We start from the raw sequence: 14,085 nt of genomic DNA on the forward strand, positions 1-14,085 counted from the left end.
AGAGGTGATCATGGACGACGCAGACGAACGGCGCGTCGATCCGGAACGGCGCGAGCGGAATGCCTTCGACGTGTCCACCGGCTATTCGGGCCAGGACTATCATCGCGATCGCGAGGAGCTGGAGCGGCGGCGTGCGCCCGGCGGGCAGGTCCATCCGGGCCTTGCGGAGAAGGATCGTGCGGCCGCACCGGCCGGCGGCGAGGACATTCCGCCCGAGAACGGCCGGCGCGCGTGGTTCGACCCCGCGACCGGCGCGGTGCACGGTGCGGGATCGGGCGCAGGCGGCGGCGCGGCGGGCGAGGACTTCGATAGCGATCCGGAGACGGGCGACGGCTATCCGGCGACCGGCGTCGAAGGCGAGGCGGCCGTGCGGGAGGCGGCGGGCAACGTGCCGGGGGAGGGGAGGGATCGGCCTTAGAAACTACGTGCTCCTGCGAAGGCAGGAGCACTGGATCACGGGCTGTCGCTTGCGGCCTGGGCTCCTGCCTTCGCAGGAGCACTGATGTCGCCCTCGGATCAGACTTAAGCGCACGACACGTTGCCGCCCTGCACCGCCGGGCCTAAATCGCTCGGCGATGTCCGAGCCCAATTCCCCCAATCGATTCAACGAGGAGAAGGCGACCTACGCGGTCCGCGGCGCCGATGCGCCCGACCTCGATGCCGGCGTGGCGGCGATCCGCAACGTGCTGAAGACGCTGCCGACGCGGCCGGGCGTGTACCGGATGCAGGACGCGCGGGGCGACGTGCTCTATGTCGGGAAGGCGCGCGCGCTCAAGAACCGCGTCACCAACTACACCCAGGTCGCGCGCCTCTCGAAGCGGCTGCAGCGGATGGTGGCGCAGACGCGGTCGATGACGATCGTCACCACCAACAACGAGGCCGAGGCGCTGCTGCTCGAGGCGCAGTTGATCAAGCGCTTCCGCCCGCCGTACAACGTGCTGCTGCGCGACGACAAAAGCTTCCCCTTCATCCTGCTGCGCGCCGACCACGAGTTCCCCCGCGTCCAGCTCCACCGCGGCGCGCGGCGAATCAAGGGCGACTATTTCGGGCCGTTCGCCGGGGCGGGGCAGGTCAGGAAGACGCTCAACGCGCTGCAGAAGCTGTTCCTGCTCAGGAGCTGCACCGACGGCTTCTTCAACACGCGCGACCGGCCGTGCCTGCTCTACCAGATCCGCCGCTGCTCTGCGCCGTGCGTCGGGCGGATCGACGCGGCGGGCTATGCCGAGCTGGTCGCCGACGCCAAGGATTTCCTCCAGGGCAAGTCGACCAAGGTGCAGGCCAAGCTCGGCGCCGCGATGACCGAGGCGGCCGAGCGGATGGATTACGAGCTGGCTGCGGTCTACCGCGACCGGCTGAAGGCGCTCACCTTCATCCAGGGCAGCCAGGCGATCAACGCGGAAGGGGTGGGCGACGCCGACGTGTTCGCGATGGCATGCAAGTCGGGCATCTACGGCGTCCAGGCCTTCTTCATCCGCGGCGGGCAGAACTGGGGGCACCGCGCCTTCTTCCCGACGCACACCGCCGACGTGCCGGAGGAGGAGGTGCTCGCCGCCTTCCTGATGCAGTTCTACGAAGAGGTGCCGCCGCCGAAGACCGTGCTGGTCGACCGGGTGCTGGGCGAGGCGGAGCTGTTCGCGACGGCCTTGAGCGAGCGCGCCGGCTTCAAGGTGAGCCTGAGCGTGCCCCAGCGCGGCGACCGGCGGCGGCTGATGGAGCAGGCCAAGCGCAATGCCGAGGAAGCGCTCGACCGGCGGCTGGCGGAATCGACCACCCAGGCGAAGCTGCTGCGCGAGATCGCCGAGCTGTTCGAGCTGCCCGAGCCCCCCGACCGCATCGAGGTCTACGACAACAGCCATATCCAGGGCACCAATGCGCTCGGCGCGATGGTGGTCGCGGGACCCGAGGGCTTCCGCAAGAACCAGTACCGCAAGTTCAACATCAAGCGCGCCGAGACGGTGCCCGGCGACGATTTCGCGATGATGCGCGAGGTGCTCTCCCGCCGCTTCGCCCGCGCGCAGGAGGAAGACCCCGACCGCCAAGGCGACACCTGGCCCGACCTGGTGCTGATCGACGGCGGACGCGGGCAGCTCAACGCGGTGAAGGCGGTGCTGGAGGACCTCGGCATCGAGGACGTGTGCCTGGTCGGCGTCGCCAAGGGCCCGCATCACGGCCGCGAGGGGCGCGAGGTGTTCCACCTGATGGACGGCCGGGAGCTGACCCTGCCGGTCAACTCGCCGGTGCTGTTCTACCTTCAGCGCCTGCGCGACGAGGCGCACCGCTTCGCGATCGGCGCGCACCGGCAGAAGCGGGCCAAGGCGATCGGCGCCAGCCCGCTCGACGAGGTCCCCGGCATCGGCCCGGCGCGCAAGAAGGCGCTGCTGATGCACTTCGGCACCGCGCGGGCGGTGAAGGCGGCGAGCCTGGAGGACCTCAAGAAGGCGCCCGGCGTCTCGGCGGCAGTGGCGCAGCAGGTCTACGACTTCTACCACGCGCGCTGACTTGGATCGGGACTGACGGCATTCTCGCGCCCGCTTGGCGCTGCCGATGCCGCGCGTTACGATGGCCCGTTTTTGGGACGGGGGTTCTTCATGCTTTCGCGCGTTGCGCTCGCCACGGCTCTGCTGTGTGCGGCGGGTAGTGCTCATGCCGGCGACAAGCCGCTCTACGGACCGGCGCCCGCCTGGGTGACGCCGGCGCCGCCGATCGATCCGGCCAAGCTCGGCGCCGACGGACCGGTGATGGTGATCGCCGACGCCCAGCAGTTGCTGAAGGACGGCACCGTCTGGGGCTATGCCGATCTCGCCATGCGGGCCAGCTCGTCCCAGATATTGACGCAGATCGGCACCGTGAAGCTGCCGTGGATGCCGGACAAGGGCGACCTCATCATCCACCGCGCCGAGATCATCCGCGGCAGCGAGCATATCGACCTGGTGAAGGGCGGCGAGCCGTTCCAGGTGCTGCGCCGCGAAGAGGGGCTCGAGCAGCTCCAGCTCACCGGATTGCTCACGGCGACCCTACCTGTCCAGGGGCTCCAGATCGGCGACGTGCTGCGCGTCAGCTTCTCGATCACCCGGGCCGACCCGGCGCTCAAAGGGCGGTTGCAGAGCATTATCCCGCTGCTGGCCGAGCCGATGCCGGTCGGCTTCGGACGCGTGCGCCTGTTGTGGCCGACAGCGAACAAGGTGCAATGGCGCGCCTATACCGACACCGCCAAGCCGGTGGTGAAGACGGTCGGCGACCAACGTGAGCTCGTCCTCGCTCTGCCGCTATCCAAGCCGGAGGATCAGCCGAGCGACGCCCCGCCGCGCTTCCTGAAGACGCCGCTGCTCGACGTCGGCGACTTCGCCGACTGGGCGGAGGTTTCGCGGACGATGGCGCCGCTCTATGCGACCGAAGGGCTGATCAAGCCCGGCGATCCGCTCGCCGCCGAGGTCGACCGGATCAAGGCGGCCGAGACCGATCCGCTGAAGCGCGCGCAGCGTGCGCTGGAGCTGGCGCAGGACAAGGTCCGCTATCTCGCGGTCAGCATGAACGGTGGCAATTATGTGCCCCAGAAGCCGGCCGACACCTGGCAGCTCAAATACGGCGACTGCAAGGCCAAGACGCTGCTGCTGCTCGCACTGCTCCACGCGATGGACATCGAGGCGGAGCCGGTGCTGGCGAGCGTGCAGCTCGGCGGCGTGGTGAGCGAGCGGCTGCCGACGGCGGGCGCCTTCGATCATGTGCTGGTGCGCGCCGCGATCGGCGGGCGATCGCTGTGGCTCGACGGCACCGGCGCGGGTGCGCGGCTCGCCGATATCGGCGACACGCCGCCGTTCCGCACCGTGCTTCCGCTCCGGCTTGGCGGTGCGGAGCTGATGCCGTTGCCGATCCATGCCAATGCCCGGCCCGATATCGCCGTCGCGATCGATTTCGACCAGAGCGCCGGCCTCGACCTGCCGATGCTGTTCAAGGCGACGGTGACGATGCGCGGGCCGATGGCGACGGCGCTGAACGACGCCGCCAGCCAGGCCAAGCCCGAGCAGAAGCGCGACCTGATCCGCAGCGCGATCAGCAGCTATCTTGGCGACACCCAGATCGGCGATAGTGCGATCCGCTATGATGCGGCCGCGGGGGCGGTTGTGGTCACCGCGTCCGGCCTGGTCACGACCTGGTGGTCGCGGGAGCAGAAGCGCTACCGGCTCGACCTCGACCGCGTCGTGAATGGCCTGGAGTTCGAGCCCGATCGAGCCCGCCCGGCGTGGCGCGACATCCCGGTCGCGACCGCCGGACCGGCGAGCCTGCTCTACCGCACCACTGTGCGCCTGCCGGACGGCGGCGCAGGTTACAGTTTCGAGGGCGACCAGACGCTGTCGGGGCCATTGGCCGGCAGCATGGTCTCCCGCACCAGCAGCCTGGCGAACGGCGTCGTCACCGTCGAGGACCGGATCGACAATCTCGGCACCGAGATCGCGCCGGCCGAGGTCGCCGCGGTGCGCGCGCGGCTGGCGCTGGCCAAGAGCCGCCTTCTCCGCCTGGTCGCCCCCGCCGAGATGCCGCCGCGCTGGAAACAGGTGCTGGCGGCGCAGAAGGACGGCCGCTTCAAGCCGATCGAAGCGATGTTCGCACAGGCGATCGCCGCCGATCCCAAGGAGGCGACCGGTTACGAGAGCCGCGCGAGCTTCCGCGCCGGCACCTACGACTATCGCGGCGCGATCGCCGATCTCGGCAAGGTGATCGAGATCGAGCCGACGATCGACATTTATCTGCGCCGCGCCGGCCTCTATCGTGCGATCGGAGAGAATGCGAAGGCGCTGGCGGACATAGAGACTGCGCGCTCGCTCGATCCGTCCTCGACCGCCGCGCTGAACAGCCTGGCCTCGCTCAAGGCCGATGGCGGGGACGGGGCGGTGGCGCTCAAGCTGCTTCAGGAGCGGATCGATCAGGGCGGCAAGGAACGGTTCCAGGTCATCGCCGCCAAGGCCGAGGTGCAGGCGGACACCGGCGCCGCGGCGGAGGCGATCGCGACGCTCGACGCCGCGCTCGCCGAGCGTCCGGGCGACCCGACGCTGCTCAACGAGCGCTGCTGGCTCAAGGGCACGCGCAACCTGGCGCTCGACACCGCGCTCAAGGACTGCACCAAGGCGATCGAGCTTGCAGAGGGGCCGGCGGGAATACTCGACAGCCGGGCGCTGGTCTATTTCCGGATGGGGCGGCTGGACGACGCGCTCGCCGACCTCAACGCCGCGCTCGACGTGGCGCCGGCGCAGGCCGCCAGCCTGTTCATGCGCTCGGTGGTGAACAAGCAGCTCGGCCACACGGCGCAGGCGGCGGAAGACCTGACTGGCGCACGCCTCATCTCGCCGCAGATCGACCGCGACTATCGCAAATACGGGATCACGAATTAGGCGAAGCGGACCCTTCCGATCCTCCCCCGCCAGGGGGAGGTGGCACGCAAAGCGTGACGGAGGGGGAGGAAGCACGCCGATAGCGGGTCGCCGTCCTCCCCCTCCGTCAATCCCCGCTTTCGCGGGGACTGCCACCTCCCCCTGGCGGGGGAGGATCGGGATTTCCGCTACCGCACCTCATCCGGCGCGTTACCGCTTCCTTCACTCCCATGCGGCTAGGGCGGCGCGATGGTGACGCCGGTTTTCCTGACGATCGATACCGAGCTCAAATGGGGGCATCACGCCGCCGGGCTCGACGTGGCCGCGATGGCGGCGCGGTCGCTGGAGCCGGCGGGCGTCGGCATCGGCTGGCAACTCGATCGGCTGGCGGCGCATGGACTGAAGGCGACCTTCTTCGTCGATCCGATGCCGGCGCTGGTGCACGGGATCGATGCGATCCGGCCGATTGTGGAGGCGATCCTGGCGGCGGGGCAGGAGGTGCAGCTTCATCTCCATCCCAATTGGGCCGGCGCCAATGCGAAGGATCGGGCGGTCCATGGGCGGTTCGAGCTCACCGATCTCTCCGCGATCGAGCAGCGCGCCATGATCGACCGAGCCCGCACCCTGCTGGTCGAAGCGGGCGCGCCGGTGCCGGTCGCCTTCCGCGCCGGCAGCTATGCCGCCAACGACGACACGCTGGCAGCGCTCGCGTCGCTGGGATTCGCCTATGACAGCAGCCACAACGGCTGCGAGCATCCCTGGCCGAGTGCAGTCGGCCTGCCGCGTGCGCAGATCGCGCCGATCGTGCATCGCGGGATCGTCGAAGTCCCGGTGACGGTGATCGAGGATCGTGCCGGCCGGCTCCGTCATTTCCAAATCTGCGCGCTGTCGGCCGGCGAGATGCATGCTGCGCTCGACCATGCCGTGCGCGAGCGACACGCAGCGGTGACGATCGTCGGCCACAGCTTCGAGCTCGCCAACCGGGCAGGAACGCGGCCCAACCGCGTGCATGTGGCGCGCTTCGAGGCGTTATGCCGGCTGCTCTCGACCCGGCGCGCCACGCTGCCGACCGCTCACTTCGCCGATCGACCCGCGTTGGCGCTCGGGCAGGGGGACGTCCCGCTCGGCGCCAGCCTGCTGCGTACCGGCTGGCGGCAGGCCGAGCAGCTTTGGTCGAACCTGATCGAGGAACGCGCGGCATGACCGCCGCCGCATCGCTGCCGCTCAGGTTCCAGATCGGTGCGCGGACGCTGCTGTCGGTGCGGCGCAAGCTCCGGCGCGTGCCGCTGTCGCTGGACGACGCGCTGTCGGGACGCATGCCGCCGCTGCCCCCGGTGGAGGATGGCGACGGCTATTTCGTGACCTCGCTGCCGGCGGCACTGGTGCCGGAGCTCGCGGCGGGCGGCATGATCGCCTTCGTGCGGCAGCGCTACACCCGCTATTATGCCGATCTCACCACCGGCTTCGACACATGGTGGGCGGGCCTCTCCGGCAACACGCGCTCCGGCTTCAAGCGCAAGCTCAAGCGGATCGGCATCCCCGACGTGCGCGCCTATCGCACGCCCGAGGAACTGGAGGCATTCCACGCTATCGCGCGCGGCATCGCTGAACGGACCTATCAGGAACGGCTGCTCGGCATGGGCCTGCCGGACGATGGCGAGTTCGTCGCCGGGATGCTGGCGCAGGCCGCGGCTGGTGCGGTGCGGGCGTGGCTGCTGTTCGTGGAGGGGCGGCCCGTCGCCTATCTCTATTGCCCGGTGCAGGCGGGGACGGTGATTTACGAATATGTCGGGCACGACCCGGCCTGCAACGACCTGTCGCCCGGCACGGTGCTCCAGCTCGAGGCGATGCGCGACCTGTTCGCGGAAGGCGGATTCAGCCGGTTCGATTTCACCGAAGGCGAGGGGCAGCACAAGCGCAGCATGGCGACGGGTGGCATCGAATGCGTCGACCTGCTGCTGCTCCGGCCGACCGCGGCGAACCGTGCGGTGGTGGCGGCGCTGGCGGGTTTCGACCGGGCGGTGGCGTTGGCGAAGCAGGCGGTGGGGCGGATCGGTTTGCAGGATCGGGTGAAGCGGCTGCGACGGGGCTAAGATCCTCCCCGGCACGGGGAGGGGGACCGCGACGCGCAGCGTCGTGGTGGAGGGGGGCGACCACAAGCGAGGCGATCTTGGGGAGGGCCCCCTCCACCATCGCTACGCAATGGTCCCCCTCCCCGTGCCGGGGAGGAACCTATATGTCTCCCTCATGCACCTCCGCACCCAGGCCATCGTCCTCTCGGTCCGCGCGCATGGCGAGCACGGGGCGGTGGTGCGCTGCCTGACCCCGGCGGACGGGGTGCAGCCCGGCTATGTCCGTGGCGGCCATTCGCGCAAGCTGAGGCCGATCCTCCAGCCGGCCAATATCGTGCTCGGCGAATGGCGATCGCGGACCGAGGAGACGCTGGCCGGCCTCACCGTCGAACTGGTGCACAGCCGCGCGCCGCTCCATGCCGAGCCGCTCGCCGCCGCCGCGCTCGAATGGGCGACCGCGCTCACCGCGGCGACGCTGCCCGATGCGCAGCCCTATCCGCGGCTCTACGAGGCACTCGACGGCCTGCTCGCCGGGATCGAGGCAGCGCCGGGCGCGCGCGGCTGGGCGGGCGCGCTGGTCCGCTACGAGCTGCTGGTGCTGGCCGAGCTCGGCTTCGGGCTCGATCTCGACCGCTGCGTGGCGACCGGATCGAACGACGACCTCGCCTATGTCAGCCCCAAGAGCGGCGCGGCGGTGAGCCGGTCGGCGGCGGCGGGCTACGAGGCGCGGCTGCTGCGCTATCCGGCGTTCCTGCAGGGCGGCGGGGCGGCCGAGTGGAACGACATCCTCGACGGCCTCCGCCTCACCGGCCACTTCCTCGAACGCGACCTGCTCCACGGCCGCGCGGCCGACGCGCTCGCGGCGCGGGGGCGATTGGTCGAACGGCTCAAACGCGCGGTTGCGTGATCGCCTCGCGCCCGGCAATGCGGCGCCGAACCGAGGGAAGATAGATGGCATTGATCGCATTGTTGCCCGGCGACGGGATCGGACCGGAAGTAGTGGCGGAGGCGCGGCGCGTGCTCGAGGCGTTGGGGCTCGACCTCACCTTCGAGGAGGCACCGGTCGGCGGCGCCGGCTATGAGGCGCTGGGCCATCCGCTGCCGGTGTCGACGCTCGACCTCGCGCAGCAGGCCGATGCGGTGCTGTTCGGCGCGGTCGGCGATCCGCGCTTCGACAATCTCGAGCGTTCGCTCCGGCCCGAGCAGGCGATCCTGGGGCTGCGCAAGGCGCTCGGCCTGTTCGCGAACCTGAGGCCCGCCAAGGGCTTTCCGGGCCTGGAGGACGCATCGGCGCTGAAGCCGGAGATCGTACGCACGCTCGACCTCGTCATCCTGCGCGAGCTGACCGGCGACGTCTATTTCGGCGAGAAGGGCCAGCGCCGCACCGCCGAGGGGCTGCGCCAGGGCTATGACGTAATGGCCTATGACGAGGCCGAGGTGCGGCGGATCGCCACGGTCGGCTTCGAGATGGCGAAGCGGCGCAAGGGCCGGCTCTGCTCGGTCGACAAGGCCAACGTGCTGGAGACCTCGCAGCTGTGGCGCGACGTGGTGAACGAGCTGGCGACGAGCTACCCCGAAGTCGCGCTGACCCATATGTATGCCGACAACGCCGCGATGCAGCTGGTGCGCGCGCCCGGCCAGTTCGACGTGATCGTCACCGGCAACATGTTCGGCGACATCCTGTCCGACCAGGCGAGCATGTGCGCGGGCTCGATCGGGATGCTGGCGTCGGCGTCGCTCAGCGAATGGAGCGGCGCGTGCGGCCTCTACGAGCCGATCCACGGCTCGGCGCCCGACATCGCGGGGCAGGGCAAGGCCAATCCGTGCGCGGCGATCCTGTCGGCGGCAATGATGCTCCGCCATTCGCTGGGGCAGCCGGAGGCGGCCGACCGGGTCGAGGCGGCGGTGGCGGCGGCGATCGCCGACGGCGCGCGCACGGCGGACCTCGGCGGCTCGCTCGCCACCTCGGCGATGGGCGACGCGGTGCTGGCGCGGCTGTAGCGCGTTAAGCCCCTCCCCTTCAGGGGAGGGGTTGGGGGTGGGGCAGTGGGCAGTGCGGCAGGCTCTATCGCCCAGGGCTAGGCCCCACCCCAACCCCTCCCCTGAAGGGGAGGGGCTTAAGACCGATCCGTCCTAGCGCCAGCTGTCGAGCCACATCCAGCGGTTGAACCCCTGGTCGTCGGGCAGCGCCCCGGCGGCGATGATCGGGTAGAAATGCACGAACATCGCCGCCGCGGCGACGGCGGTCGCGGCCGTCCACCAGCTGCGCGATCCGCGGCCGTACATGTGGCAGGCGGCGGCGAGCGCGATGCAGATGAAGATGCCGGAGAGGTGGTAGTAATAGTAGAAGCCGAGGCTCTTCGGGATGATCGCCCAGATCGCGAGCGACGCCGCCCATAGCAGCACGACCGCGCCCGCCTCGGCCGACCCCTTCCACCACCGCCAGACGAGCAGCAGCACCGCGACCAGCCCGCCCCACATGATCACCGGATTGCCGATCAGCAGCACCCCGCGCACCGCGCCGTCGACCGGCTCGTAGAGATACCAGATCGGCCGGAGCATCAGCGGCCAGCTCCACCAGCTCGACTGATAGGGATGGGGGGAGAGGATCTGCGTCTGGCTCTCGTACATCCGCCACTGGAAGGGGATGATGCCGGCCGGCGTCAGCGCATCGTGCGCGTAGAAGAGCGCAGGCAGGAAGGTGACGAAATAGACCGCGACGCTGACGATCCCGAGCGACAGGACCGCCCTGGCCCTGCCGAGTCCCGGCCAGGCCCGCGGCCGGATGCTGCGCACCCAGAGGAAAGCAACCATCGCAAAGGCGACATAAGGCGCCGCCGCCCATTTGGTCGCGGTGGCGAGCCCCAGCAGCGCCGCCCCGAGCAGCCAGCGCCGCAGGACCTTGTCCGGCGGCGCACTCATCGCCCACAGCAGGCTGGCGATGCCGAGCACGACGAACGCCGCCATGAAGCCGTCGAGCATCGCGATCCGCGCCTGGATGAACACGGTGAAGTTGAGCGCGGTGAACAAGGCGCCATAGCTCGCGGTGCGGACGCTGCCGAACAGCAGGACCAGGATCGCGAACACCCCCAGCACGGTCGCGGTGCCGGCGAGCGTCGAGAAGGCGCGCCAGCCGAGCGAATCGTCGCCGAAGACGGCGATGCCGGCGGCGATGATCTCCTTGCCGAGCAGCGGATGCTCGGTGTTCATCGGCCGGTCGAGCGTGAGGATCGCGCGGGCGGCGGGGACGTAATGGACCTCGTCGAACATCAGCTTGTGCGGCCGGGCGACGTTGACGCTGAACAGGATCTGCGCGGCGAGGCCGATGAGGAGGGCAACGAGCCACGGGCGGCGGGCGGTCATGGGCTTTTCTCCGTCATGCCGGGTGCCAGGCCCCTTGCCGCCGTATTTGCCGTCCGACGGAGGCTGGAACAAGACTCCCCTGATCTAAGTCAGATCGACATCCGGCGAGCCCCTCCCCTTCAGGGGAGGGGTTGGGGTGGGGACTCGCCCCAAGCGATAAAGCCTGCCGCACGCCCCCACCCCCAACCCCTCCCCTGAAGGGGAGGGGCTTGAGATATAGATTAAGTGGCGGGTTACGGCATGACGCCTGGGGGAGGTTGACCCCACGGGGTCCCCTCCGCCAAAGCACTTCGCATGAAGCGCCGTACCGGACAGGACACATCGATCACCCGCAACTGGCGTCCCGGCACCCAGGCCGTGCGCGGCGGCACCGCGCGCTCGGAATGGGGCGAGACGAGCGAGGCGATCTTCCTCACCTCCGGCTATGCCTATGACTGCGCAGGCGACGCCGCCGCGCGCTTCGCCGGCGACCAGGTCGGCATGACCTATTCGCGGCTGCAGAACCCGACCGTCGAGATGCTCGAGCACCGCATCGCCCTGCTCGAGAGGACCGAGGCGTGCCGCACCATGGCGAGCGGCATGGCGGCGATGACCGCGGCGCTGCTCTGCCAGCTCTCGGCGGGCGACCATCTGGTCGGCGGGCGCGCCGCGTTCGGATCGTGCCGCTGGCTGACCGACACGCTGCTGCCGCGCTTCGGTATCGAGACGACCGTGGTCGACGCGCGCGACCCGCAGGCGTTCGTCGACGCGTCCAAGGGCAATACCAAGGTCTGGTTCTTCGAGACCCCCGCCAACCCGACGATGGACATCGTCGACCTGAGGGCGGTGTGCGCGCTCGCCAGGGAGCGCGACATCGTCACGGTGGTCGACAACGCCTTCGCCAGCCCGATCCTGCAGCGCCCCGTCGAATTCGGCGCCGACGTGATCGCCCATTCGGCGACCAAGGCGATGGACGGCCAGGGCCGCGTGCTCGCCGGCGCGGTGTGCGGTACCGAGGATTTCATCACCAACACCCTGCTTCCCTTCACCCGCAACACCGGACCGACGCTGAGCGCGTTCAACGCCTGGGTGGTGCTGAAGGGGCTGGAGACGCTCGACCTGCGCATCCGCCGCCAGAGCGACAATGCGCTGAAGGTCGGCAAATTCCTGGAAGGCCGCGTGCCCAGGGTCCTCCACCCGGGCCTTCCCAGCCACCCGCAGCACAATCTGGCGATGAGCCAGATGGAGGCGGCCGGATCGATCTTCGCCTTCGAGGTCGAGGGGCGCAAGCAGGCGCACGGCCTGCTCGATGCGCTGCGGCTCGTCGACATCTCGAACAACATCGGCGATTCGCGCTCGCTGATGACGCATCCGTCCTCCACCACCCATTCGGGCGTCGAGGAGGCGAAGCGGATCGAGATGGGGGTGAACGAAGGCATGCTGCGCATGAACGTCGGGCTGGAAGACCCGCAGGACCTGATCGACGACCTCGACCAGGCGCTGAGGGCCGTGGGGCTCTGATGGAGGCGCTGTTCGCCCACGCCGCCGAGACCCGCGGGATCGCGGTGCGCGTGCAGGTGAGCTATCTAGCCGAACAGTCGGAGCCGGCGCGCGGACGCTGGTTCTGGGCCTATCACATCCGCATCGAGAACGCGTCGGACCGGACCGTGCAGCTCCTCACCCGCCACTGGATCATCACCGACGGCCGCGGCGCGCGCCATTCGGTCGAGGGTGAGGGCGTGGTCGGCGAGCAGCCGGTGATCACGCCCGGGGCGAGCTACGACTATGTCTCGGGCTGCCCGCTGTCGACGCCGACCGGGTCGATGCAGGGCAGCTATCACATGATCGACGAGGACGGCGAAGGCTTCGACGTCGCCATCCCCAAGTTCGCGCTGCTGGCGCCGGCGGTGGGGGTATGAAACGCACCCATCTCCCCCTCAACGGCCTGCGCGTCCTCGACGCCGCCGCGCGGCACCTGTCCTTCACCCGCGCGGCCGACGAGCTGGCGGTGACCCCGGCCGCGGTCGGCCAGCAGATCCGCGCGCTCGAGGATACGCTCGGCACCGTGCTGTTCCGCCGTACCACCAAGGGGCTGGAGCTGACGCCGGAAGGCGAGGCGGGCCTGCCGGCGCTGCGCGAGGGCTTTCTTCAGTTCGAGGAGGCGGTGCGCGCGATGCAGGCGGGGCAGTCGTCCAAGTCGCTGACCATCGCCGCGCCGCGCGATCTCACCGCCAAGTGGCTGATGGCCCGGCTGACCGAGATCGCCGCCGCCGACCCGGAGCTGCGCTTCGCGATCGTCGCCGACGAGGAGGTCGACTTCGCCCAGGCCAACCTCGACCTCGCGATCCGCTGGGGCGAGGGACCGGGCGAGCATGAAGGCGAGGCGCTCGAATCGGACGGCATGGTGACGGTGACCGCGCCTTCGGGCGGCGCCGACGTCGCGATCGCCTGGCCCGGCTGCATGGGCGAGGACGCGACCTCGCCGGTGCGGGTCGCCGACGCCGGACTCGCGCTCGACGCGGCGGCGGCGGGGCTGGGCCGGGCCTGCGTGCCCGAGCTGCTCGCCCGCGCCGACCTGGCGGCGGGACGCGTGGTGATGGTCGGCGAGCCCAGGATGGTCGCGCGCGGCTATTGGCTGATGGCGCCGTTGCCGCAGTGGCGGCAGAAGAAGGTCAAGGCGCTGGTCGAAGCGCTGGCGTCGTGAGCGAGCGGCCCGACCTCGGCGACCCGGCCGAGCTCGCGCGCTATCGTCATGAGCTTCGGATGGTGGCGCGTGGCACCCGCCTGTCGGGCATTGCGCTCGCGCTGCTCGGCGTGCTCGCGGCGATCCTGCGCGGCAGCGTGCTGCCGTCGCTGCCGGAGGTGGTGCCGCTCGCGCTGATCGTCACCGCGCTCGGCCTGATGCTGATCGGCACATGGCGGCGCGTCCGCTATCACATGCAACGGATGCGCAGGCTTTAGGCTTTGGGCTCGACCAGATTGAATCGTTGAGGTGTGCAAGCCCCTCCCCTTCAGGGGAGGGGTTGGGGTGGGGCAGTGCCGCAAGCGGGTTGCCCGTGGATAGGCCCCACCCCCAACCCCTCCCCTGAAGGGGAGGGGCCTAAGAAGGGTCGAGAGTGCGAGCCTGATCGAACCCGAGTCTAGGCACCTGACGCCGACGATCTTGCGCCCTTGCAATATAGGATTTCGTTTGCTCGGATCGCCCGATCCCCGATCTGCGTAGGCATCGGCCCGCTCTTTGACCCTGTCGATTTCCCCCGTCGCGCCGGTGCCGCATATGTGCTGCGCCGGCGGTGCTCGTGTGT

The 14,085-nt window shown here is 69.9% G+C and carries 12 protein-coding genes; 11 read left to right on the forward strand and 1 reads right to left on the reverse strand.

Annotation, left to right across the window (positions count from 1 at the left end; genetic code table 11):
- Positions 1-10 precede the first annotated feature (10 nt).
- The 7 genes from AC2YHA_RS00300 (at position 11) to leuB (ending at position 9,439) form a co-directional block, all read left to right on the forward strand.
- The gene (locus AC2YHA_RS00300) at positions 11-418 is read left to right on the forward strand and encodes a hypothetical protein (RefSeq protein ID WP_487399899.1); all 408 of its coding nucleotides are present in this window, start codon (positions 11-13) and stop codon (positions 416-418) included.
- A gap of 157 nt (positions 419-575) precedes the next feature.
- The gene (uvrC, locus tag AC2YHA_RS00305) at positions 576-2,498 is read left to right on the forward strand and encodes an excinuclease ABC subunit UvrC (protein ID WP_487399900.1); all 1,923 of its coding nucleotides are present in this window, start codon (positions 576-578) and stop codon (positions 2,496-2,498) included.
- A gap of 90 nt (positions 2,499-2,588) precedes the next feature.
- Positions 2,589-5,387, forward strand: coding sequence for a DUF3857 domain-containing protein (locus AC2YHA_RS00310; protein ID WP_487399901.1), 2,799 nt, complete (start codon positions 2,589-2,591; stop codon positions 5,385-5,387).
- Between the two features lie 228 nt (positions 5,388-5,615).
- Positions 5,616-6,569, forward strand: coding sequence for a polysaccharide deacetylase family protein (locus tag AC2YHA_RS00315; RefSeq protein ID WP_487399902.1), 954 nt, complete (start codon positions 5,616-5,618; stop codon positions 6,567-6,569).
- Positions 6,566-7,459, forward strand: a complete 894-nt coding sequence (locus AC2YHA_RS00320) for a GNAT family N-acetyltransferase (protein WP_487399903.1) — start codon at positions 6,566-6,568, stop codon at positions 7,457-7,459. The genes AC2YHA_RS00315 and AC2YHA_RS00320 overlap by 4 nt, the downstream gene beginning before the upstream one ends.
- Before the next feature lie 154 nt (positions 7,460-7,613).
- The gene (gene recO, locus AC2YHA_RS00325; RefSeq protein WP_487399904.1) at positions 7,614-8,345 is read left to right on the forward strand and encodes a DNA repair protein RecO; all 732 of its coding nucleotides are present in this window, start codon (positions 7,614-7,616) and stop codon (positions 8,343-8,345) included.
- 44 nt (positions 8,346-8,389) lie between these two features.
- Positions 8,390-9,439: a 3-isopropylmalate dehydrogenase gene (leuB, locus tag AC2YHA_RS00330; RefSeq protein ID WP_487399905.1), complete on the forward strand. Its 1,050-nt coding sequence runs from the start codon at positions 8,390-8,392 to the stop codon at positions 9,437-9,439.
- Positions 9,440-9,571: 132 nt separating this feature from the next.
- On the opposite strand, the gene AC2YHA_RS00335 is transcribed toward leuB, so the two are convergent.
- The gene (locus AC2YHA_RS00335) at positions 9,572-10,801 is read right to left on the reverse strand and encodes a phospholipid carrier-dependent glycosyltransferase (RefSeq protein ID WP_487399906.1); all 1,230 of its coding nucleotides are present in this window, start codon (positions 10,799-10,801) and stop codon (positions 9,572-9,574) included.
- Positions 10,802-11,095: 294 nt separating this feature from the next.
- On the opposite strand from AC2YHA_RS00335, the gene AC2YHA_RS00340 reads away from it, so the two are divergent.
- From AC2YHA_RS00340 to AC2YHA_RS00355, 4 genes are read left to right on the forward strand one after another with little or no spacing between them, the layout of a single operon-like run.
- The gene (locus tag AC2YHA_RS00340) at positions 11,096-12,301 is read left to right on the forward strand and encodes a trans-sulfuration enzyme family protein (RefSeq protein WP_487399907.1); all 1,206 of its coding nucleotides are present in this window, start codon (positions 11,096-11,098) and stop codon (positions 12,299-12,301) included.
- Positions 12,301-12,699, forward strand: a complete 399-nt coding sequence (apaG, locus tag AC2YHA_RS00345) for a Co2+/Mg2+ efflux protein ApaG (RefSeq protein WP_487399908.1) — start codon at positions 12,301-12,303, stop codon at positions 12,697-12,699. The genes AC2YHA_RS00340 and apaG overlap by 1 nt, the downstream gene beginning before the upstream one ends.
- Positions 12,696-13,484, forward strand: coding sequence for a LysR family transcriptional regulator (locus tag AC2YHA_RS00350; RefSeq protein ID WP_487399909.1), 789 nt, complete (start codon positions 12,696-12,698; stop codon positions 13,482-13,484). The genes apaG and AC2YHA_RS00350 overlap by 4 nt, the downstream gene beginning before the upstream one ends.
- Positions 13,481-13,741 (forward strand): hypothetical protein, encoded by a 261-nt coding sequence (locus tag AC2YHA_RS00355; protein WP_233783550.1) that lies wholly within the window; start codon positions 13,481-13,483, stop codon positions 13,739-13,741. The genes AC2YHA_RS00350 and AC2YHA_RS00355 overlap by 4 nt, the downstream gene beginning before the upstream one ends.
- Positions 13,742-14,085 lie beyond the last annotated feature (344 nt).

This window comes from Sphingomonas sp. SRI_018 (genome assembly GCF_057586275.1).